Annotated in this window: 15 protein-coding genes; 7 read left to right on the top strand and 8 right to left on the bottom strand. The window is 71.0% G+C overall.

Annotated features, from left to right (window positions below):
• Nucleotides 1-13: 13 nt before the first annotated feature.
• The 7 genes from ACFZDJ_RS31430 to ACFZDJ_RS31400 form a co-directional block, all read right to left on the bottom strand.
• Nucleotides 14-529, bottom strand: coding sequence for a DUF1990 family protein (locus tag ACFZDJ_RS31430; protein WP_168511326.1), 516 nt, complete (start codon nucleotides 527-529; stop codon nucleotides 14-16).
• An 88-nt stretch (nucleotides 530-617) separates the two neighbouring features.
• Nucleotides 618-2,276, bottom strand: a complete 1,659-nt coding sequence (locus ACFZDJ_RS31425; RefSeq protein WP_391063846.1) for a M4 family metallopeptidase — start codon at nucleotides 2,274-2,276, stop codon at nucleotides 618-620.
• Nucleotides 2,277-2,574: 298 nt separating this feature from the next.
• Nucleotides 2,575-4,617, bottom strand: a complete 2,043-nt coding sequence (locus ACFZDJ_RS31420) for a M4 family metallopeptidase (RefSeq protein ID WP_391063843.1) — start codon at nucleotides 4,615-4,617, stop codon at nucleotides 2,575-2,577.
• 503 nt (nucleotides 4,618-5,120) lie between these two features.
• Nucleotides 5,121-6,860 (bottom strand): ABC transporter transmembrane domain-containing protein, encoded by a 1,740-nt coding sequence (locus tag ACFZDJ_RS31415; protein ID WP_391063840.1) that lies wholly within the window; start codon nucleotides 6,858-6,860, stop codon nucleotides 5,121-5,123.
• On the bottom strand, nucleotides 6,857-8,566 hold the full coding sequence (locus ACFZDJ_RS31410; RefSeq protein WP_391063838.1) for an ABC transporter transmembrane domain-containing protein: 1,710 nt from the start codon (nucleotides 8,564-8,566) through the stop codon (nucleotides 6,857-6,859). The genes ACFZDJ_RS31415 and ACFZDJ_RS31410 overlap by 4 nt, the downstream gene beginning before the upstream one ends.
• A gap of 53 nt (nucleotides 8,567-8,619) precedes the next feature.
• Nucleotides 8,620-10,539 (bottom strand): ABC transporter transmembrane domain-containing protein, encoded by a 1,920-nt coding sequence (locus ACFZDJ_RS31405; protein WP_391063836.1) that lies wholly within the window; start codon nucleotides 10,537-10,539, stop codon nucleotides 8,620-8,622.
• On the bottom strand, nucleotides 10,536-12,341 hold the full coding sequence (locus ACFZDJ_RS31400; protein ID WP_391063833.1) for an ABC transporter transmembrane domain-containing protein: 1,806 nt from the start codon (nucleotides 12,339-12,341) through the stop codon (nucleotides 10,536-10,538). Before ACFZDJ_RS31400 ends, ACFZDJ_RS31405 begins: the two co-directional genes overlap by 4 nt.
• Before the next feature lie 207 nt (nucleotides 12,342-12,548).
• Here ACFZDJ_RS31400 and ACFZDJ_RS31395 point away from each other — a divergent pair, with 207 nt between their 5' ends.
• From ACFZDJ_RS31395 to ACFZDJ_RS31380, 4 genes are read left to right on the top strand one after another with little or no spacing between them, the layout of a single operon-like run.
• Entirely contained in the window at nucleotides 12,549-13,451 is a 903-nt protein-coding gene (locus tag ACFZDJ_RS31395) for an ATP-binding cassette domain-containing protein (protein WP_391063830.1), read from the top strand.
• Nucleotides 13,448-14,182 (top strand): ABC transporter permease, encoded by a 735-nt coding sequence (locus ACFZDJ_RS31390; RefSeq protein ID WP_390933700.1) that lies wholly within the window; start codon nucleotides 13,448-13,450, stop codon nucleotides 14,180-14,182. The genes ACFZDJ_RS31395 and ACFZDJ_RS31390 overlap by 4 nt, the downstream gene beginning before the upstream one ends.
• A 26-nt stretch (nucleotides 14,183-14,208) precedes the next feature.
• Nucleotides 14,209-15,477, top strand: a complete 1,269-nt coding sequence (locus ACFZDJ_RS31385) for an ATP-binding protein (protein WP_391063828.1) — start codon at nucleotides 14,209-14,211, stop codon at nucleotides 15,475-15,477.
• Nucleotides 15,467-16,144, top strand: coding sequence for a response regulator (locus tag ACFZDJ_RS31380; RefSeq protein ID WP_391063825.1), 678 nt, complete (start codon nucleotides 15,467-15,469; stop codon nucleotides 16,142-16,144). Before ACFZDJ_RS31385 ends, ACFZDJ_RS31380 begins: the two co-directional genes overlap by 11 nt.
• Nucleotides 16,145-16,375: 231 nt before the next feature.
• Here the strand turns inward: ACFZDJ_RS31380 and glgX are convergent, their stop codons facing one another.
• Nucleotides 16,376-18,643, bottom strand: a complete 2,268-nt coding sequence (gene glgX / locus ACFZDJ_RS31375; protein ID WP_385381985.1) for a glycogen debranching protein GlgX — start codon at nucleotides 18,641-18,643, stop codon at nucleotides 16,376-16,378.
• A gap of 275 nt (nucleotides 18,644-18,918) precedes the next feature.
• On the opposite strand from glgX, the gene ACFZDJ_RS31370 reads away from it, so the two are divergent.
• The 3 genes from ACFZDJ_RS31370 to ACFZDJ_RS31360 all read left to right on the top strand — a co-directional run bounded on the left by ACFZDJ_RS31370 (nucleotide 18,919) and on the right by ACFZDJ_RS31360 (nucleotide 22,476).
• Nucleotides 18,919-20,136: an Ig-like domain-containing protein gene (locus ACFZDJ_RS31370; RefSeq protein WP_391063821.1), complete on the top strand. Its 1,218-nt coding sequence runs from the start codon at nucleotides 18,919-18,921 to the stop codon at nucleotides 20,134-20,136.
• Between the two features lie 187 nt (nucleotides 20,137-20,323).
• On the top strand, nucleotides 20,324-21,577 hold the full coding sequence (locus ACFZDJ_RS31365) for an Ig-like domain-containing protein (protein WP_391063819.1): 1,254 nt from the start codon (nucleotides 20,324-20,326) through the stop codon (nucleotides 21,575-21,577).
• A gap of 131 nt (nucleotides 21,578-21,708) precedes the next feature.
• On the top strand, nucleotides 21,709-22,476 hold the full coding sequence (locus ACFZDJ_RS31360; protein ID WP_143602965.1) for an enoyl-CoA hydratase/isomerase family protein: 768 nt from the start codon (nucleotides 21,709-21,711) through the stop codon (nucleotides 22,474-22,476).
• The last annotated feature ends 158 nt before the right edge of the window (nucleotides 22,477-22,634 follow it).

Raw genomic sequence — 22,634 nt, 5'->3', positions numbered from 1 at the left:
GCAGGCAGCCGACCTACGGCTCGAACCCCGCGCACAGCCGGCGCAGTACCGCCCCGCAGCGCCGCGCGTAGGCGTGCTGGAGCCCCCGGGTCGCCGGTCCGCCGGCACGGGTGTACCACTTGGCCGCACGGCTGAAGGCGGTCACGGTCAGCCAGACCGTGCCGTCGCCCGTGCGGTCGACCACGAAGGCCTCCTCGCCGTGCTCGGGGTGGCCGGGCAGGGTGCCGTAGGCCCAGCCGGCCCGGCGGTACTCCTCGACCGTCCAGACCACACGGCAGGGGGCCTTGAGGGGGCCGAGTCCGACGGTGACGTCGACTCCGGGGGCCGCCTTCTCGGCGGTGGCGGTGATGCCCACGCCCATCGCGCGGTGCATCTCCCAGGTCATCACCGCTTGGGACGCGGCGCGGAAGGCTGCCTCGCCCTCGCCGACGCGGGTGCGCAGGTGCAGGGGGTGGAACCCCGGCGGGCAGCGGCCGTCGCGCGTCGCGCCCACGTCCTCGTATGTGAAGGGGTTGTCCGGGGAGACCATGGGGGACAGCGTAGGGCGGTACCCGGAGTCGCCTTCTCTCCGGGTACCGCCCAAGGCGCCTGAGTGGGTCTCGAGGACCCCGTGGGCACTAGCTCACGTTGACCGCGGTCCAGGCCGCGGCAACCGCCTTGTACTCGGTGCTGGTCGAGCCGTACAGGGCCGACGCCGCGGAGAGCGTCCCCGTGCGGGCCGACTTGTAGTTCGTCGTCGACGTGAAGTACGTCGTCAGCGCCTTGTACCAGATCTGCAGGGCCTTGTCCCGGCCGATGCCGGTGACGGCCGTGCCGTTGGACGTGGGCGAGTTGTAGCTGACGCCGTTGATGGTCTTGGCGCCGCTGCCCTCGCTCAGCAGGTAGAAGAAGTGGTTGGCGACACCGGACGAGTAGTGCACGTCCAGGTTGCCGACGCTGGAGGACCAGTAGTCGGCGGAGCCGCCGTCCTTGCTGGGCTTGTCCATGTAGCGCAGCGGGGTGCCGTCGCCGTTGATGTTGATCTTCTCGCCGATGAGGTAGTCACCGGGGTCGGAGGCGTTGTTGGCGTAGAACTCGACGCCGGTGCCGAAGATGTCGGAGGTTGCCTCGTTCAGACCGCCGGACTCGCCCGAGTAGTTGAGACCGGCCGTGTTGGCGGTGACGCCGTGGCTCATCTCGTGGCCGGCCACGTCCAGCGAGGTCAGCGGGTGGGTGTTCCCGGAGCCGTCGCCGTACGTCATGCAGAAGCAGCTGTCGTCCCAGAACGCGTTGACGTACGCGTTGCCGTAGTGGACGCGGGAGTACGCGCCGACGCCGTTGTTCTTGATGCCGCTGCGGCCGAAGGTGTTCTTGTAGAAGTCCCACGTCTCCTGCGCGCCGTACGCGGCGTCGGCGGCCGCGGTCTGGTCGGTGGTGGAGCTGGAGGCCGCGCCGGTGCCCCAGGTGTCGTCCGCGTCGGTGAACAGGGTGCCCGCGGAGGAGGAGGTGGTGTGCGACTTGTTGTACGTCTTGTGGCCGCCGCGGGTGCCGTCGGTCAGCTGGTACGTCGAGCCCGACAGGGTGGTGTTGAGGCTGACCGTGCCCGAGTAGAGGGTCTTGCCGGTGCCCGTCTCGATGCCCTGGTACTCGTAGAGCTTCTTGCCGGTGGCCGCGTCGGCGATGACGTGCAGTTGGTTCGGGGTGCCGTCGTCCTGGAGACCGCCGATGACCGTCTCGTAGGCGAGGGTGGGCTTGCCGGTGGCGGCCCAGATCACCTTGCGGGGGGCGCGGTCGGCCGTGGTCTTCTCCGAACCGGCGGCCTTCGCGGCGGTGAGAGCCTGCTTCTCGGCCTTCGCGGTGGTGACCTGCGGCTTCAGCGAGGCGACCTTGATGGCCGTCTTCACGGCCTTGGTGACGCCCTCGGTCTTGCCGGCCTTGGACTCGTGGACGACCAGGTCGCCGCCGAGGACCGGAAGGCCGTTGTACGTGCGCTCGTAGCGGGTGTGCACCGTGCCGTCCGCGTCCTTGAGGACGTCTCTGACGACGAGCTTCTCCTTGGCGCCGAGGCCTATCTGCTGGGCGGTCTCGGGCGCGGCCGCGTCGGCCTGCTGGATCAGGCTCGTGCGCGCGGCGGCGGAGAGCTGGACCGTGGCGCCGGGGAGCTTCGCCTTGGCGGCGGCCGACTCGGTCTGGGCGGAGGCACCGGTGGTCAGACCGGTGGTGAGCAGGGCTCCGGCGGCGACAGCGGTCGCGATGGCCAGAGTGGTGCGCTTGTGACGCGCGTAGAGGGGGGTCACGCAATCTCCTCTTGTGGGGGCGACCGGACGGCGTGGGGTGGCCGTACGGAAGGTGCGAAGTTGCGGTGCGGGTGAGCCGTGCGGTGGAAGAGTGACATCAAGGGCGCGTACATGTCAGGAGGGCAATGGAATCTTGGCCGAAAAGCGTCCGTTGGGTGAAGATCGCTGTTCGTTACGCGGATCTCGATCTTGATCAAGCGGCAACAAAAGCAGGGTCATGGCACGGCAAAGAGGGCGCCGCCCCGGGAGTCGAACCCCCGGGGCGGCGCCCTCTCGATGCCGTGTGTTCAAGCGCGGTCTACGGGAACGTCAGCTTCCAGCTGTTGATGTAGCCGGTGTCCTGCGCGGCCTTGTCCTGGACCCTCAACTTCCAAGTGCCGTTGGCGACTTCGGAGGACGCGTTGACCGTGTAGGTCTCCTGGACGTTGTCCGCCGAGTCGGAGGAACTGAAGGCCTTCAGGGGGTACACCGTGCCGTCCGGGGCCAGCAGATCCACGACCAGGTCGCCGCGCCAGGTGTGCACGATGTCCACGTCGACCAGAAGGTTCGACGGGGCGTTGCCGGTGCGGCCGGTGACCGCGATCGACGACGTCACGGCCGGTCCGTTGTCCGGAATCGATACGTCGCCGGTGTTCTCGAACGACGTACCGGTGCCGCCGCCACCGCCCGGACGCGAGCCGACCTTCACGGCCGCCCAGGCGTTCTGCACCGCCGTGTACTCGGCGCTCGTCGTGCCGTACAGCTCGCCCGTCGCGGCGAGCGTGCCGGTGCGGGCCGCCGCGTAGTTGGTGGTCGAGGTGAACTTGGTGGTGAGCGCCCGGTACCAGATCTGCAGGGCCTTGTCGCGGCCGATGCCGGTGACCGGAAGGCCGTCGGCGGTCGGCGAGTTGTAGCTGACGCCGTTGATGACCTTGGCTCCGCTGCCCTCGCTCAGCAGGTAGAAGAAGTGGTTGGCGACACCGGACGAGTAGTGCACGTCGAGGCCGCCCACGCTGGAGGACCAGTTGTCCGCCGAGCCGCCGTCCTTGCTGGGCTTGTCCATGTAGCGCAGCGGGGTGCCGTCGCCGTTGATGTTGATCTTCTCGCCGATGAGGTAGTCACCGGGGTCGGAGGCGTTGTTGGCGTAGAACTCGACGCCGGTGCCGAAGATGTCGGAGGTCGCCTCGTTCAGGCCGCCGGACTCGCCCGAGTAGTTGAGACCCGCGGTGTTGGCGGTGACGCCGTGGCTCATCTCGTGCCCGGCCACGTCCAGCGCGGTCAGCGGGTCCGCGTTGCCGGCCCCGTCGCCGTACGTCATGCAGAAGCAGGTGTCGTCCCAGAACGCGTTGACGTACGCGTTGCCGTAGTGGACCCGGGAGTACGCACCCACGCCGTTGTTCTTGATGCCGCTGCGGCCGAAGGTGTTCTTGTAGAAGTCCCACGTCTCGGCGGCGCCGTAGTGCGCGTCGGCGCCCGCTGTCGCGGCGTTCGACGTGGTGCCGTTGCCCCAGGTGTCGCTGGTCTGCGAGAACAGGGTGCCGGTGCCGGACGTACCGCGGTTGAGGTTGTACGTCTTGTGGCCGCCGCGCGCGCCGTCGGTGAGCGTGTAGTTGGAGCCCGACTGCGTGGTCGTCAGCGTCACCTGGCCGCTGTACTGGGTGTTGCCGATACCGGTCTCGATGCCCTGGTACTCGTAGAGCTTCTTGCCGGTGACCGCGTCGGTGATGACATGCAGCTGGTTCGGGGTGCCGTCGTCCTGGAAGCCGCCGACGACCGTCTCGTACGCGAGGGTCGGTGTGCCGTCCGCCGCCCAGATCACCTTGCGGGGCGCCCGGTCGGCGTCGGTCTTCTTCGAACCGTCGGCCTTGGCGACGGAGAGGGCCTGCTTCTCCGCCTTCGAGGCGGCGATGGCGGGCGTGAGCGAGGCGACCTTGAGGGTGGCCCGCGTCGCCTTGATGACCCGCTCGGTCTTCCCGGCCTTGGTGGTGTCGACCACCAGGTCGCCGCCGAGGACCGGGAGTCCCGCGTACGTGCGTTCGTAGCGGGTGTGGACCGTGCCGTCCGCGTCCTTGATGACGTCGCGGGCGACGAGCTTCTCGTTGGCCCCGAGGCCGAGATCCTTGGCGGTGGCCGCCTTGGCGGCGTCCGCGTCTCGTATCAGCTCCGCGCGCTGCGAAGGCGTGAGCTGGACGGCGAGAGAACCACGGTTGATCTTGCCGAGGGAGGATTTCTGGGGGGCCGCGCTCGCGGCGCCCGACTGGACGGCCGCGGCCAGCAGGGCGGAGACGCCGACGAGGGCGACGGCCGCGACACGGCGCTGAGTGGTGTGGGAGGTGCGTCTGTGGGAGGAACTGCTGCTCAACACACTGACTCCTTCTGCGTGGCCACGGTTCGCGCGGCCAGTGGGGATCCGGTCGGGGTGGGTACCCGTCCGGGCAGAACAGGGCAGAACAGGGCAGAACAGGGTGGAACGGGGTGGAACGCGGAACCAGTTGCATGGGGTCTACGGTCACGACGCAGCGATGGTGCTGTGGGATTGCTGTGAAGTTGCCGTGGGAAGAGTGGCAGGAGATTTCGCTTTCTGTCAGGACCGCGTCAGGAACTTGGCCGGAATTCGTCCGTTGTCCGGGTGTTCATGTTCGGCATGCGGACTGTTCGCCGGAGTGTGTCCGGTCGGTGGCGGGGCTAGGCGCGACCGCCCTGCCGCACCGCGCCCGGAGCGGCCGGACGAGCCCCGACGCGCCCCGCCCTGACCCCCGCTCAGGGCCCCGCCCAGGTCCCCGCTCAGTGCCCGGCCTCGACCCCGCTCGGGGCCCGGCCCCGACCCCGCTCAGGCCCCCGTCCCAGTCCCCGCTCGCCCCCGACCTAGTCCCCGTGCCACGTCCGCCAAAGTGCCGCGTACGCGCCCTCGGCCGCCGCCAGCTCGTCATGCGTGCCGAGTTCGGTGAGCAGTCCGTCCTCCATCACGGCGACCCGGTCCGCGTCGTGCGCGGTGTGCAGGCGGTGCGCGATGGCGATCACGGTGCGCCCCTCCAGTACGGCGGCGAGCGCACGCTCGGTGTGGCGCGCGGTCGTCGGATCGAGCAGCGCGGTCGCCTCGTCGAGGATGAGAGTGTGCGGGTCGGCCAGCACCACCCGGGCCAGGGCGAGCTGTTGGGCCCGCGACCCGTCCGTCCGGCGGCCGCCGGTGCCGAGCTCGGTGTCCAGCCCGTCCGGCAGCTCCCGGACCCAGCCGTCGGCACCGACGGCGGCCAGCGCCGCCCACAACGCCGCGTCATCGGCGGCGGGTTCGGCGATCAGCAGATTGTCGCGAACGGTGCCCAGGAACACGTGGTGCTCCTGGGTGACGAGGACGACCTGTCGGCGCAGCTGCTCGGGATCGAGGTCGGCGATCGGTACGCCCCCCACCGTCACCGACCCGGACCGCGGCGCGTCGATGCCCGCGAGCAGTCGGCTCAGAGTGGTCTTCCCGGCGCCGGAGGGCCCGACGACGGCCAGCCGTTCCCCGGGCCGGACGGTCAGGTCGACTCCGCGCAGCACCTCGCCCCCGCGGTCGTAGGAGTAGCGGACATCCGTCACGTCGATCCGGTCGTCGGCCGGGGTGGGCGAGTCCGACGGCACGGCCCGTGGCGCCCGGGCCAGCCCCTCGACACGGGCGAACGAGGCACCGCTGCTCTGGAGTTGCTCGACCTGCATCAGGATCTGGTCGAGCGGCTCCGCGAGCTGGCGCAGGTACAGGGTCGCGGCGACCACCGCTCCCAGGCTCATCGACCCCCGCGCGTGCAGGGCACCGCCCACCAGCAGGGCGGCGACCACGGGAACGACGTACGACACCTCCACGGCAGGGAAGAACACGCTGCGCAGGAACAGGGTCCGCATCCGCCTGAGGCGGGACGTCTCCAGCGTCCGACGGCTCGCGGTGATCCGGCCGCGCTGAAGCCCGAACGCCTCCACCGTACGGGCACCGGACGCGGTGGCCGCGAGGATCTCGGCGACGTCCGAGGTGGCGGTGCCCTCGGCGAGATACGCGGTGCGCGCACGGCGCAGATACCAGCGCAGGGCGAACCAGATGCCGACGAGCCCGAGCACCCCGCAGACACCGAGCAGCGGGGCGATGACGAAGACCGCGCCGAGGATGAACAGCGCCTGGGCGCAGGAGATGAGCAGTTCGGGTCCGGCGTCGCGCAGGGTGTTGCCCACCACGGTGACATCGGCGGTGCCGCGCGCGGTCAGGTCACCGGTGCCCGCCCGCTCCACGACCGACGCGGGCAGACTCAGCGCCCGCTCCACGAACTGTTCCCGCACCCGGGCCAGCGTCCGCTCCCCGAAGCGGTGCCCCACGTACCGGGCCCACCGCGCCAGCAGCAACTGCGCCAGCGAGCAGACCAGGATGACCGACGCCAGCCGGTCCACCACGTCCACACCGTCCCCGGCCCGTACGTCGTCGATGATCCGCCCGAGCAGCCACGGCCCGACCAGACCGGCCGCGGCGGCCAGCGCGTTGAGGCCGAGCACGGCGGAGAAGGCCCGCCCGTCGGCCCGGATCAGCCGCAGTGACGCCCGGCGCACCTCGGCGGGCTCGGCGACCGGCAGGTGCGCGCTCATCGCAGGGCCTCTTCCGTGTCGCGGGCCACCAGCGCCCGGTATCCCGGCTCCGCGCCGAGGAGTTCGTGATGGCTGCCGCTCGCCGCGACCTTGCCGTCGACCAGGAAGTACACGGTGTCCACCTGGTCCAGCATCAGCGGAGAGGTACTGGTGACGACGGTCGTACGGCCAAAGCGGACGGCCCGCAGCCGGGCCGCCACGGCCGCCTCGGTGTGCGCGTCGAGCGCCGAGGTGGGTTCGACGGCGAGCAGGACCTCGGGGTCGGCGAGCAGCGCCCGCACCAGGCGTACACGCTGTCGCTGGCCGCCGGAGAGGCTGCGGCCCTGGGCGGCGACGTCCGAGTCGAGACCGTCGGGGAGACCGAGCACGATGTCGTCCGCCGCCGCCGCGCGCACCGCCCGGGCGATCGCCTCCTCGTCGTGCTCCCGGCGACCGCAGACCAGCTCGCGCAGGGTGCCGGCGAACAGGTCGGCCTCGTTGTCCGCGACCAGGATCCGCTCGCGCACCTGCGCCAGGGCGATCTCGTCGAGCCGTACGCCACCCCACGTGACCGCCGACTCCGCGTACCGGCCGAGGCGGTCGACGACGGCCTCGGACTCCGCGGGAAGTGCTCCGACCAGTGCGGTGAGCCGCCCCGGCAGCACCCGTACCCCGGAGTCCGGATCGTGCAGCACCGCCGGGGAGTCGGGCGCGTCCCGGGCATCGGGATGGTCGGCGACGGGCTCCAGGGACAGGAACCGTACGACGCGCCGGGCGGCGACGACGGCCCGGCTGAGCTGGTAGCCGCTCTCGATGAAGAAGTACACCGGCATCACGAGGACCGCGACATAGCCGTACACGGACACCAACTGGCCGATGGTGATCTCCCCCTGGGCGGCGAGCCGGGCCGCGAGCCAGGTCACGACGGCGAGGAAGAGGGTCGGCAGTCCTGTGCCCAGTGCCTGGATCCAGCTGGTCGCCGCCCCGACCCGGTACCCCTGCGCCCGCAGCTGCTGCGAGTCGCGGCGGAAGGTGTCCGCGAACAGCCCCTTGCCACCGAGGCCGTTGAGGACGCGCAGGCCGCCCGCGAGGTCGCCGATCCGCGCGGTCAGCACGCCCTGCCGCTCGCGGTACTCGGTCTCCGCACCCTGGAGCCGACCCATCAGCGGGCCGACGAGCCCGGCGATCATCGGCACCCCGAGGAGGATCACCACCGAGAGCTGGAGCGAGACCGACATCAGCAGCGCGGCCACCACGCCGTAGGTCACGATCGCGGCGATGCCGGGACCGACGACGGTCAGCGACTGGCTGATGGTCTGGACGTCACCGACGCCGATCGTGACGACCTCCCCGGCGCCGACCTGGCGGCCCAGCGCGGCACCCAGCCGCGCCGACTGCCCCACCACGACCTTGACCGTGCGGAAGTTGGCGTCCATCCGGACCTTGGTCATGGTGCGATGCCGCATGATGCCCAGCCAGGCGTTGAACACCCCGATGCCCAGCACGGCGGCCGTCCAGCCCAACAGCGCGCCCTCGTCGCCCGGCTCCAGGCCGTCGTCGATCGCACGGGACAGCAGATACGGCGGCAGCGCCAGGAGCGTCATCCACACCGTGGCGAGCAGCGCGCCGGCCGCGCTGCGCCCCGACTGCCGGGTGACCAGCCACCACAGATACCGCCACCCGCCGCGACGGTCGGGCGTCCCCGGGTCCTCGTGAGCGTCGATCATCCAGCCCTCATGCCTTTCACTCGCCGTCCGCTGTACGAGTCACTCGTCGTCCGCTAGACGAGGCTTTCGCGCCACGCCTGGTGCAGGACCGCGAATCTGCCGGTGGACGCGACGAGTTCGGCCGGGCTGCCGTCCTCGACCACCCGCCCGTGCTCCATCACCAGCACCCGGTCGGCGATCTCCACCGTGGACAGGCGGTGGGCGATGACCACCGCCGTCCGGCCGCGCAGGACCGTCGACATGGCGCGCTGCACCGCCCGTTCCCCCGGGATGTCGAGGGAGCTGGTCGCCTCGTCGAGAATGAGGACGGCCGGGTCGGCGAGCAACGCCCGTGCGAAGGCGACGAGTTGGCGTTGCCCGGCGGAGATGCGGCCGCCCCGCTTGCGTACGTCCGTGTCGTAGCCCTCGGGCAGCGCGCTGATGAAGTCGTGGGCGCCGATCGCCTTGGCGGCCCGCTCGATCTCCTCGCGGCTCGCGTCGGAGCGGCCGATGGCGATGTTCTCGGCGACCGTGCCGGAGAACAGGAAGGCCTCCTGGGTCACCATCACCACCCCGCGCCGCAGTTCGGGCACGGACAGCTCGCGCAGGTCGACGTCGTCGAGCAGGACGCGGCCGTCCGTGGGGTCGTAGAAGCGGGCCAGCAGCTTGGCGAGCGTCGACTTGCCCGCGCCCGTCGAGCCGACCACGGCCACCGTCTGCCCCGCGGGGAGCGTGAGCGAGAAGGTCGGCAGCACCTCGCCACCGGTGCGGTACGCGAAGCGGACGTCCTCGAAGGCGACCTCGCGGCCCGGCTGCGCGGAGGCGAGCGCGGGCAGCCGCCTCGGCTCGGCCGGCTCCGGCACGGACGGCGTCTGGGCCAGCAGGCCCGCGATCTTCTCCAGCGAGGCCGCCGCGGACTGGTACGCGTTGAGGAACATGCCCAGCCGGTCTATCGGGTCGTACAGGCGGCGCAGATACAGCACGGAGGCGGCGAGCACACCTAGCGCCAGCGAGCCACCGGCCACCCGGTACGCGCCCCACAGCACGATCCCCGCGACGACCGTGTTGGCGACCAGCCGGGAGCCGACGACATAGCGGGCCATCTCCAGCAGGGCATCGCCGTTGGTGCGCTCGTGGCGCTTGTTGAGCACCCGGAACTCCGCGTCGTTGGCCTCCTCACGGCGGAACGCGCGCACCGGCCGGATCCCGTTCATCGTCTCCGCGAACTTCACGATCACGGCGGCGATCGCGGTCGAGCGGAGGCGGTAGATGCGGCCCGCACGGCGCCGGTACTGCCGTACGAGGAGGTAGAGCGGCACGAAGGACGCCACCGCCACCGCACCCAGGCTCAGGTCCAGCCAGAGCAGCATCGCCGAGATGTAGACGAAGGACAGGATCACCGTGATGAGTTCCTGCAGGCCCTCGCTGAGCAGTTCGCGCAGCGACTCGACGTCCGTCGTGGAGCGGGAGATCAGGCGGCCCGAGGTGTAGCGCTCGTGGAAGTCGATGCTGAGCGCCTGCGCGTGGCGGAAGATCCGGCCGCGCAGATCGAGCAGCACGTCCTGGTTGACCCGGGCGGACGCCTGGGTGAAGGCGTACTGGAGTCCGCCGGCGGCCAGCGCGCACAGCAGATAGCCGACTCCCACCGCGATCAGCGGGCCGTGGTCGTGCGCGCGGAAAGCGGGCACGGCGCGGTCGATGGCGTACGCGACGAGCAGCGGGCCCGCCTGGATGGCGGCCTGCTGGAGCAGGAGCAGCACCATCGTCACCACCACACGGGCCTTGAGCGGGGCGAGGAGGGAACGCAGCAGCGCGGCGGTGGCGCCCGGGGGAGTGGGCAGGGTGTCGCGGTCGAAGGGGTCCTGGTGCTTGTGGGACTCCCGCGCGTCCGGACGGCCCTTGCCGGGCTCCCCGCCCTCGGGTTCCGTGCCCGGTTCCTTGCCCGGTTCCCGGTCCGGCTCCTTGTTCGGCGCGGTCGTCGTGGGCGCCGTCATCGGTCGGCCTCCTCGTCACCTGACATCAGATGGGCGTACTCCGCGTTGCTGCGCAGCAGTTCGTGGTGGGTGCCGACCGCGGTGATACGGCCGCCGGAGAGCAGGGCCACGCGGTCGGCGAGCAGGACCGTGGACGGGCGGTGCGCCACGATCAGCGCGGTCGTCTCCGCCAGTACGCGGCGCAGCGCGGCTTCGACCGCGGCCTCCGTGTGGACGTCCAGCGCCGACAGAGGGTCGTCGAGGACGAGGAAGCCGGGGCGGCCGACGACGGCCCGCGCGAGGGCGAGGCGCTGGCGCTGCCCGCCGGACAGGCTCAGGCCCTGCTCGCCGACCTGGGTCGCGGTCCCCTGCGGGAGCGCGTGCGCGAAGTCGGCCTGGGCCACGGCGAGGGCACGGTCCAGGTCCGCTTCTCCAGCGGTGTCCGGGGCGCCCATGAGCACGTTCTCCCCGACGGTCGCCGAGAAGAGGGTGGGCTCCTCGAAGGCCACGGCCACGCGCGCGCGAAGCTCCTCGCGGGGCATCGCCGTGATGTCCTCGCCGTCCAGCGTGATCCGCCCGGCCGTCACCTCGTGCAGCCGTGGGACGAGGGCGGTGAGGGTGGTCTTCCCGGTGCCGGTCGCGCCGACCAGAGCCATCGACTCACCCGGACGGATGTGCAGATCGATGCGGTCGAGGACGGGGGGTGCGTCCGCCGGGGCGTCGGGATAGCGGAACCGGACGCCGTGGAAGCGGAGTCCGCCCTCGCCCTTCCCGGCGGCGCCCGCGGTCGTACCGGTGGCGACCGCGGTCGTACCGGCGGACTCCGGCTTCTCGTCCATCACCTCGAAGTACCGCTCCGTCGCCGTCGCCGCCTCCTGGCTCATCGCGAGGAGGAAACCGATGGACTCGACGGGCCAGCGCAGCGCGAGCGCCGTGGAAAGGAACGCCACCAGCGTGCCGGCGGACAGGCGGCCGTCGGCGACCTGGACCGTGCCGAGCACGAGGGCGGCGCCGATGGCGAGTTCGGGCAGGGTGACGATGACCGTCAGGATGGCGGCGAGGAGGCGCGCCTTGGCCAGCTCCGTGCCGCGCAGGGTGCGGGACAGCTCGCGGAAGGCGAGGGCCTGGCTGCGGTGGCGCCCGAAGCCCTTGATGATGCGGATGCCGAGCACGCTCTCCTCGACGACCGTCGTCAGATCGCCCACCTGGTCCTGGGCCCGCCGCGCCACCAGCGAGTAGTGCCGCTCGAAGAGCCAGCAGACGACCATGAGGGGCGCCGCGGGAGCGAGCAGCACCAGGCCGAGGGTCCACTCCTGGGCCAGCATGATCATGACCCCGACCAGGATCGTCACGGAGTTGACCAGCAGGAACGTCAGTGGGAAAGCGAGGAACTGGCGCACCAGCATCAGGTCCGTGGTGCCCCGGGACAGCAGCTGACCGGAGGCCCAGCGGTCGTGGAAGGCGACCGGGAGCCGTTGCAGATGCCGGTACAGATCCGCCCGCATGTCCGCCTCGACCCCCGACAGCGGCCGCGCCACCAGCCACCGCCGCAGCCCGAACAGCACCGCCTCCGCGATACCGAGCAGCAGCAGATACAGCGCGCCGAGCCAGATGCCCGCCGCGTCGTGGTCGGCCACCGGACCGTCCACCATCCACTTCAGGACGAGCGGGAACACCAGCCCCGTACAGGAGGCGAGGACCGCGACGAAGGCGGCGCTGAACAGCCGCGTGCGCACCGGCCGCACGTACGGCCACAGGCGCAGCAGGCTGCGTACGGTCGAATGGTCGGCTCGGCTCGGGGGCACCGCATCTGGAGTGGACATCAGGAGCGAGCCTACGGTTCGGCACTGACAGAGCCCACCGAGTTTTGGCCGGACCTGAATCGTTCCACGGGCCTGGGCTCGGTGCCCCTGGGCTCGGTGCTCCTGGGCCCGGGGCTCGGTCGTATCGTCGCATCAACCGATCGGCTGATGCCGCTTCGAGCGCGATGGACGATGTGCCCGCTCCCCTCCCGCCGGGATCCTCGGGACATGTCAGTCATCGAAGTCACCGCACTGCGAAAGTCCTACGGGGGCAGGCCCGTAGTCGACGGTGTCTCCTTCGCCGTCGAGGAGGGCGAGATCTTCGGGATCCTCGGCCCGAACGGCGCCGGCAAGACCACCACCGTCGAGTGCGTCGAGGGCCTGCGGATCCCCGACGGGGGCCGCGTCCGGGTCACCGGGCTCGACCCCGTCGCCGACCACGAACAGGTCGCCCGCGTCCTCGGCGCCCAGCTCCAGCAGAGCGAGCTCCAGGCCAAACTCACCGTCCGCGAGGCCCTGGAGCTGTACGCGTCCTTCTCTCCGCACCCCGCCGACTGGAAGCCACTCGCCGAGCGCCTCGGCCTGACCGCCAAGCTCACCACCCGCTTCGCGAAGCTCTCCGGCGGCCAGAAGCAGCGCCTGTTCATCGCGCTCGCCCTCATCGGCAACCCCCGGGTCGTCGTCCTCGACGAACTGACCACCGGGCTCGACCCGCGCGCCCGCCGCGACACCTGGCAGCTCATCGAGGACGTCCGGGCGAGCGGGGTCACCGTCCTGCTCGTCACGCACTTCATGGAGGAGGCGCAGCGCCTGTGCGACCGGATCGCCGTGATCGACAAGGGCCAGGTCGCCGCCCTGGACACCCCGTCGGGCCTGATCCGGCGCTCGGCGGGCTCCACCGTCATCAGCTTCACGCCGTCCGCGCCACTGGACGAGGGTGACCTGAACGCGCTGCCCGCGCTCGCGTCGATCGAGCACAAGGACGGCCGGATCACGCTGTCCGGCACCGACGAGACCGTCAACGCGGTCATCACCCTCCTCGCACGGGGTCACATCACCGCCCACCAACTCCGCGTCTCCGACGCCACATTGGACGACGCGTTCCTGGACCTGACGGAGGTCACCGCATGAACACCGCAGTCCTGCGCACCGAGCTGCGCCTCTTCCGTCGCGAACCGGGCGCCCTCTTCTGGATCCTGGCGTTCCCCACCCTGCTGCTGGTGATCCTGGGCTCCATCCCGGGCTTCCGCCACCACGACGCCGACCTCGGCGGCCTGCGCACGATCGACGTGTACGTCCCGGTCACCGTCCTCCTCGGCATGATCGTCGGCGCGCTCCAGTCGATGCCGCAGAACCTCACCGGCTACCGCGAACGCGGCATCCTGCGCCGCATGTCCGCCACCCCGGTCCGCCCCTCCGCCCTCCTCTCCGCGCAGATGGTGGTCTACGGCGCGGCGGCCCTGGCCTCCGCCCTGTGCGCGCTGATCGTCGGCCGCCTCGCCTTCGACGTACGACTGCCGAAACAGCCGTACGGCTATCTCCTCGCCCTGCTCCTGGCGATCCTGGCCGCGCTCGCGCTGGGCGCGGTGGTCTCCGCGCTGTCGCGGACGACGAAGATCGCGGGCGCCATCGGATCGGCGGTGTTCTTCCCGATGATGTTCTGCGCGGGCGTGTGGATCCCGGTGAACTCCATGCCGGACGTCATGGCCCGGATCGTCGGCTACACCCCGTTCGGCGCCGCCGCCGAGGCCTTGAACCGGGCGGCGGCCGGGCACTGGCCGGGCTGGACGCACCTGGGCGTCCTGGTGGCCTGGACCGTACTGCTCACGGCGGGTGCCTCCCGCTGGTTCCGCTGGGAGTAGGGGCGGCGGCCGTGCAGACTGGGGAGATGACCACCAGGGACCGGCAGATCGATCGGCGCTGGGAGCAGCTGCACACGTGGGGGCCGTACGGGCTGCTCGGTATCAGTGTCGTCCTCGCGGTCGCCTCCGCCGGTCTGTTCGACTACACCACCGAGTGGTACGTCGCCTGGGCCCTGACCGGCGCCGCGCTCGCCCTCCAGCTCTGGTGGCACGGCACCCGTGCCCGCCGCCCCGACCGCGGCCGGACCCCGTCGCGGGCGGGGACCCTGTACTACGTCCTCCGCTGGGCCCTCGCCTTCGTCCTTACCTGGATCGACCCGTTCTTCGCCTTCTATGCCGCCGCCGGCTACATGGACGCCGACGAGCTGATCCCCGGCAGGAACCGGCAGCGGCTCGGACTGGTCGCGAGCTCGGTGACCGTGGCCGGTGCGCAGGCCGGCGGGATGCCGTTCGGGAGCGCGGTCCAGTGGATCCTCTTCTTCGCGCTCCTGGTCGCCATGTCCGCCCTGCAGTTGGTGGTCGCCCATCTGCAGGAGGCCGAGACGCGGCGCTCCCGCGAGCGCACCGAGACCATCACCGAACTCGAACGCACCAACACCGCCCTGCAACAGGCCCTCGACGAGAACGCCGCCCTGCACGCCCAACTCGTCGTCCAGGCAAGGGAAGCAGGGGTCGCCGACGAGCGCCGTCGGCTGGCCGCCGAGATCCACGACACGATCGCCCAGGGCCTGACGGGCATCATCGCCCAGCTCCAGGTCGTAGCCAGCGCACCCGACCTGACCATGGCCCGCACCCACCTCGAACGCGCCTGCGGGCTGGCCAGACACAGCCTCGGCGAGGCCCGCCGCTCCGTGCACAACCTGGCTCCGGTGGCGCTGGCGGACGACGGTCTGCCGGAGGCGCTGAAGAAGACGGTGGCCGAATGGGCCGAACGAACGGGCATACGCGCCGAGTTCACCGTGACGGGCACGGCCGAGCAACTCCACGAGGAGGTCGCGGCGACCCTCCTTCGGATCGTCCAGGAGGCCCTGTCCAACGCCGCCCGGCACGCGCACGCCACCCGCCTCGGCGTCACCCTCTCCTTCCTGGGCGACGAGGTCATCCTCGACATCCGCGACGACGGACAGGGCTTCGACCCTCTCGCGCTTCCCGAGCGCACTCGCGCCGGCGGCTTCGGCCTCGACGGCATGCACGCCCGCGCCGAACGCATCGCCGGCACCCTCACCATCGAGGCCGAGCCGGGGCACGGCGCGGCGGTCTCGGCTCGCGTACCGTTGGTCCGCGATGACCGATGACGTGACCGATGACGTGACCGATGACGTGACCGATGACGCTGTGATCACCCTGCTCATCGTCGACGACCATCCCGTCGTACGGGACGGTCTGCGCGGCATGTTCGAGTCAGCGCCGGGATTCACGGTCCTCGGCGAGGCCGCGAACGGAGTCGAGGCCGTCGCCCTCGCCACCTCCCTCGACCCGGACGTCGTCCTGATGGACCTCCGCATGCCCGGCGGCAACGGAGTCGAGGCCATCGCGGAACTCACCCGCCGCGGCGCCCGCGCCAAGGTGCTCGTCCTCACCACCTACGACACCGACTCCGACACCCTCCCCGCGATCGAGGCGGGCGCGACGGGCTATCTGCTGAAGGACGCCCCGCGGGAGGAGCTCTTCACCGCCGTGCGCGCGGCGGCGCAGGGCCGTACGGTGCTCTCGCCGGCGGTCGCCTCCCGCCTGATCTCGGCGGTCCGCGCGCCCGCCTCGACCCAGGACTCCCTCTCGGCCCGCGAGCGCGAGGTCCTGGCCCTGGTGGCCAAGGGCACCTCGAACCGTGAGATCGCCCGCGTCCTGTTCATCAGCGAGGCCACGGTCAAGACCCACCTCACCCACCTGTACGCCAAGCTGGGCGTCAACGACCGCGCGGCGGCCGTGGCGGTCGCGTACGACCGGGGCATCCTGGGCTAGCGCGGCCCGAGGCGGGGCCGCGCCCCGAATCCCCGCGTGTTCCCGAGTCCGTCGCCTGCGGGCCGGTGGGGGCTGGTCGCGCAGTTCCCCGCGCCCCTTGAGGGCGCCGGCGCGCATCCTTCAGCCCGTCCGGCGTGTGAGGACGAGGCCGTTCAGGCCGGTCGGGGGTTTGGGGGCGGAGCCCCCGAGTAGGGATGGGACGGGTAGGGGCGGCGGGGGCGAGGACAGGTCTCAGCCCACCACCCGTAGCAACAACACCGCCCGCGCCGGCACGGTGACCGTGCCGCCCGCCCGATGGACCACGCCCGGCGCCCGCGCCTGATCCTCCGCCGAGGTGTCGACCACGAGTTCGTAGCGCGAGGCCCACGGAGGCCCCGGCAGGACGAAGCTCACCGGACGGTCCCCGGCGTGCAGCACCGCGAGGAAGCTGTCGTCCACGATCGGCGCTCCGCGGGCATCGCGTCCGGGGATGTCCCGGCCGGAGAGGTACATCCCGAGCGTCGCGGCCGGCGCGTACCAGTCCCGTTCCGTCATCTCCGCCCCGCGGGGGGTGAACCACGCCAGGTCCCGCAGCCCGTCGACGGAGTGCGCCCGGCCGGAGAAGAACGCGCGGCGCCGCAGCACGGGATGCCGGTGCCGCAGCGCGATCAGACGGGAGGTGAGGTCGAACAGGGCACGCCAGCCCGGTTCGTCGAGCAGGCTCCAGTCGACCCAGCTGATCTCGTTGTCCTGGCAGTACGCGTTGTTGTTGCCGCGCTGGGTGCGCCCGAACTCGTCCCCCGCGACGAGCATCGGCACCCCGGTGGACAGCAGCAACGTCGTCAGCAGATTCCGCAACTGGCGTCGCCGCAACCCCCGTACCCGCTCCTCGTCCGTCTCCCCCTCCGCCCCGCAGTTCCAGGCCCGGTTGTCGTTCGTGCCGTCCCTGTTGCCCTCCCCGTTGGCCTCGTTGTGCTTGCGCTCGTAGGAGACGAGGTCGCGCAGCGTGAAGCCGTCGTGGGCGGTCACGAAGTTCACCGAGGCGTAGGGGCGCCGCCCGCCCCACGCGTACAGGTCGCTCGACCCCGAGAGGCGGTACCCCAGATCCCGTACGTCCGGCAGCGCGCCCCTCCAGAAGTCCCGGACCGCGTTGCGATAGCGGTCGTTCCACTCCGTCCACAGGGGTGGGAAGGCGCCCACCTGGTAGCCGCCGGAACCGACGTCCCAGGGCTCGGCGATCAGCTTCACCCGGCGCAGGACCGGGTCCTGGGCGATGACCGCGAGGAAGGGGGAGAGCATGTCGACGTCGTGCATCGAGCGGGCCAGCGCCGCCGCCAGGTCGAAGCGGAAGCCGTCCACCCCCATCTCCGTCACCCAGTACCGCAGCGAGTCCGTGATCAGGCGCAGGACGTGCGGCTGCACCACGTGCAGCGTGTTGCCGCAGCCCGTGTAGTCGGCGTACCGGCGGGCGTCCGACTGGAGCCGGTAGTAGCCCCGGTTGTCGATGCCGCGAAGGGACAGCATCGGGCCCAGCTCGCCGGCCTCCGCCGTGTGGTTGTAGACCACGTCGAGGATCACCTCGATGCCGGCGGCGTGCAGCGCCCGCACCATGCGTTTGAACTCGCCGACCTGCTGTCCCGTCGTCCCGGAGGACGCGTAGCCCGCGTGCGGGGCGAAGTAGCCGATCGAGTTGTAGCCCCAGTAGTTCTTCATTCCGCGCCGCAGGAGGTGGTCCTCGTGGGCGAACTGATGGACGGGCAGGAGTTCCACGGCCGTGACGCCCAGCCCGACCAGGTGCTCGATCGCCGCCGGGTGGGCGAGCCCGGCGTAGGTGCCGCGCAGTTCCTCCGGGATCCCGGGGTGCAGCCGCGTGAAGCCTCGTACGTGCAGCTCGTAGATCACCGAGTCCGCCCACGGGGTCTTCGGGCGGTGGTCGTCCGACCAGTCGTCGTCATCGTGGACGACGACACCCTTGGGGACGTACGGCGCCGAGTCCCGGTCGTCGCGCACGGTGTCCGCGACCTGCTGCTGGGGCCAGTCCCGGACATGCCCGTACACCTCGGGCGGCAGACTGAAGTCGCCGTCCACCGCACGGGCGTACGGGTCGAGGAGCAGCTTCGCCGGGTTCCAGCGGGCGCCGGTCCACGGGTCCCAGCGGCCGTGCACGCGGTAGCCGTAGCGGCGGCCGGGCAGCACGCCGGGGACGAAGCCGTGCCAGATCTCGTGGGTCAGCTCGGTGAGCGGTACGCGTGTCTCGTGGACCTCGCCGTCCCGCTCGTCGAAGAGACAGAGGTCGACGGCCTCCGCCCCGCCCGCCCACAGGGCGAAGTTGGTGCCCGCCGCGCCGTCGGGGCCGACGCGGAAGCGCGCCCCGAGCGGGGTCGGGGCGCCCGGCCACACGGACACGGCGGGCGACGGCGCCCGCTGGGCGCCGTTCAGTACGGGAGACGACTGCGCGGGCAGCTTCTCGCCCGTGGCCCGCCCCTCCGGCACTGCCTCCTGCTCGGCTGCGCTCGACACCGTTCAGCCTCCTGCGGCTCGGTGGACGGCCCGAAAAAGAGCGTGCGGCGTCCCGACACCTCTTGTCGGCCCGTTCGCCTCCGGGGCGCCACAGCCGGTGCCGGGAGGCCGACCGTGCTCAGCCCTTCGGGCCTTGGCGCGCTCGACCTCCCGACACCGGCACGCCCCTGCGGCTCACGGGCGCGGCTCCCCTTCGCGTCGTCCTCCCCACTGTTCTGCCCAGCGCTTGGCTCGCACTCACGTTTCCCCAGAGGTGCACACTCGTTGGGCCCGCTGTGAAGCACGAACAGACACGCGCGCGGCACGCAGGGGCCGCACTGGCCGCCGTACTGACCTGGGCCGGCCTGCTCGCCGGAGCCGTCGGCTGCACCTCGCACGGGATGGAGGAGGTGCTCGGCAAACCCCCCGCCGCCGAGGACGTCATCCGGATCTCTCCCGACGACAACAGCAAGGGCGTACGCCCGCGACAGGCGCTGCGGGTGCGGGTGCCCGACGGGCGTCTGGAGTCCGTGCAGGTCGTCAAGGACCAGGACGCCCAGGACTCCGCGGTGCCCGGGCACATCTCTGCCGACGGCCTGACCTGGGCCCCCGACGACCCGCGGCTCGCGCTCGCCGCCAAGTACACCGTGGACGTGGTGGCCCTCGACGGGCACGGGCGGCGCTCGGCGCGGCACACGACGTTCACGACGTACGTCCCCGAGGAGCGGTTCATCGGATACGTGACGCCGGAGAACCGCTCCACCGTCGGCACCGGCATGATCGTCTCCCTCGCGTTCAACCGGGAGATCGAGAACCGGTCCGCCGTCGAGCGCGCGATCCACATCGAGGCCAGCCCCGCGGTGGAGGTCCGCCCGCACTGGTTCGGCAAGAGCCGCCTCGACTTCCGGCCCGAGAAGTACTGGAAGCCGGGCACGAAGGTCACCGTCGGGCTGCGGCTGCGCGACGTCGAGGGGGCGAAGGGCGTCTACGGACTCCAGTACAGGACCTTCTCGTTCACCATCGGACGCAGCCAGGTCTCGCTGGTCGACGCCGCCGCGCACACCATGGAGGTACGCCGCGACGGCGACCTCCTCGCCACGGTGCCGATCACGGCGGGCGCCCCCAACAGGACGACGTACAACGGGAAGATGGTCGTCATGGAGATGCTGGAGGTGACCCGGATGAACAGCCGTACGGTCGGCTTCGGCGGCGAGTACGACATCCCGGACGTCCCGCACGCGATGCGACTCACCGACTCCGGGACCTTCGTGCACGGCAACTACTGGGCCTCGAGCGTCTTCGGCAACAGCAACGTCAGCCACGGCTGCGTCGGTCTCCAGGACGTGAAGGGCGGCAGCTCCGACACCCCCGCGGGCTGGTTCTTCGACCGCAGTCTCATCGGCGACGTCATCGAGATCGTCAACAGTGCCGACAAGGAAGTCGCTCCCGACAACGGCCTCGGAGGCTGGAACATGGGCTGGAAGGAGTGGAAGGCGGGCAGCGCGGCGAAGTAGCCCGAAGAGGCGCGCGCACGCGCCGTAGGGCAGGGGACTCCAGCGCGCCCCCACACGGCCGAACTTGGGACTGAACGGTGACAATCCCGGGGAGCCATCTCTCGGAGCCGTGTGATTAATTAGCGCGATACGCGCGGTGACGCGCTGGGGTGCGGGCCTGATCAGGCCGTGCGAGGGGAGAACAGACTTGAACGGGCGACCGATATCGGGGGCGTCGGTTGGAACGCGGGCACGGGGGAGCCGGGGGAGCAAGGGAATCCCGGCGCTGCTGCTGGGCGTGCTGCTGCTCGCCGTGACCGCGTGCGGTGGGGGAGGGGACTCGGACTCCGGGTCCGGGAAGGGCAAGAGCACGGGCAGCTCCGCCAAGGCCGACACCAAGGTCTCGCAGGCCGTGGTGACCATAGCCCCGAAGGACGGCACGAACGGCGTGGCCACCAGCGGGGCCCTCAAGGTCACCGCGGCCAAGGGCAAGCTGACCGAGGTCACGGTCAAGGACGGCAAGGGCAACGCGGTCGACGGCGCGATAACCGGCGGGGGTGCCACCTGGACGCCCTCGACCCACCTCGCCTCCGCCACCAAGTACAAGGTCCACGCGGTGGCCAAGGACACCGACGGCCGTGAGGCCGCCGAGGAGTCCGCCTTCACCACGCTGACCCCGAAGAACACCTTCGTCGGTATGTTCACTCCCGAGGACGGTTCCAAGGTCGGCGTCGGCATGCCCTTCTCGGTCCGCTTCACCCGGGGCATCACACACCCGGACGCCGTCGAGAAGGCCATCAAGATCAAGACCGAGCCGGCCGTCGACGTCCAGGGCCACTGGTTCGGCAACGACCGCCTCGACTTCCGCCCCGAGCAGTACTGGAAGTCCGGTACGAAGGTCACCGTCACCCTCAACCTCGACGGCGTCGAGGGCCGGCCCGGGGTCTACGGCAAGCAGGCCAAGACCGTGTCCTTCACGATCGGCCGCAGCCAGGTCTCCACGGTCGACGCCAAGACCCACAAGATGGTCATCAAGCGCGACGGCAAGGTCATCAAGACCATCCCGATCACCACGGGCAAGCCGGGCTACGACACGTGGAACGGCCAGATGGTCATCAGCGAGCAGCTCCGGGTGACCCGTATGAACGGTGAGACGGTCGGCTACGGCGGCGAGTACGACATCAAGGACGTGCCCGACGCCCAGCGCCTGACCGACTCCGGCACCTTCATCCACGGCAACTACTGGGGCGGCGACGCCTTCGGCAACTACAACGCCAGCCACGGCTGCGTGGGCCTGCGCGACGTGCGCGGCGGCGGCGACCGCAGTGTGCCCGCCGCCTGGTTCTTCGACCACTCCATCACCGGTGACGTGGTGATCGTGAAGAACTCCCACGACAAGACGGTCGCCCCGGACAACGGCCTCAACGGCTGGAACATGTCCTGGTCGGCCTGGACCGCCTGATCGTTGTGCCTCGACGGGCCCGCTGTGCCAGGTCACCTCGGTGACCGGGCACACCGGGCCCGTCGTCGTTGGTCCCCGTGCTGCACTTGCCCCGGGGGACAACCCCTCAGACCCCCCGATACGGTGCCCTCATGACTGTGCATCTCGAAGTGGCCGAAGGCGTCGGCACCCTCCGCCTGGACCGCCCGCCCATGAACGCGCTGGACGTCGCCACACAGGACCGGCTCAAGGAGCTCGCCGAGGAGGCCACACGCCGCGAGGACGTGCGCGCCGTGGTCATCTACGGCGGCGAGAAGGTGTTCGCGGCGGGCGCGGACATCAAGGAGATGCAGGCCATGGATCACGCGGCGATGGTCGTGCGGTCCCGTGGCCTGCAGGACTCCTTCAGTGCCGTGGCCCGTATCCCCAAGCCGGTCGTCGCCGCCGTCACCGGGTACGCGCTGGGCGGTGGCTGCGAGTTGGCGCTCTGCGCGGACTTCCGGATCGCCGCGGACAACGCCAAGCTCGGCCAGCCGGAGATCCTGCTGGGCCTGATCCCCGGCGCGGGCGGCACCCAGCGCCTGTCCCGCCTGATCGGTCCCTCCAAGGCGAAGGACCTCATCTTCACGGGGCGGATGGTGAAGGCCGACGAGGCGCTGTCGCTCGGTCTTGTGGACCGGGTCGTCCCGGCCGACGAGGTGTACGCCCAGGCACACGCGTGGGCCGCGAAACTGGCGCAGGGTCCCGCGCTGGCGCTGCGCGCCGCCAAGGAGTCCATCGACGTGGGTCTGGAGACCGATCTCGAGACGGGGCTCGCGATCGAACGGAACTGGTTCGCGGGGCTGTTCGCGACGGAGGACCGCGAGCGCGGCATGCGCAGCTTCGTGGAGGAGGGGCCGGGGAAGGCGAAGTTCCTCTGATCCGCCGGTTCCGCCGCTTTTCCGGGGCGTCGATTCTCCGAATCACCGGTTCTCGAAATCACCGCCGGAGCCCCCGTGGTGCCGCGAAACTCACTCTCCAAGTTCCGCTGATCCACTTGCAGTTGACGCGATGTCTTGTCCGGCGTCCCTCGAAGGGC

Origin of the sequence: Streptomyces sp. NPDC007896 (assembly GCF_042959425.1) — a bacterium.
Lineage (GTDB): Bacteria > Actinomycetota > Actinomycetes > Streptomycetales > Streptomycetaceae > Streptomyces.
This window is presented reverse-complemented; position numbering and strand designations above follow the sequence as displayed.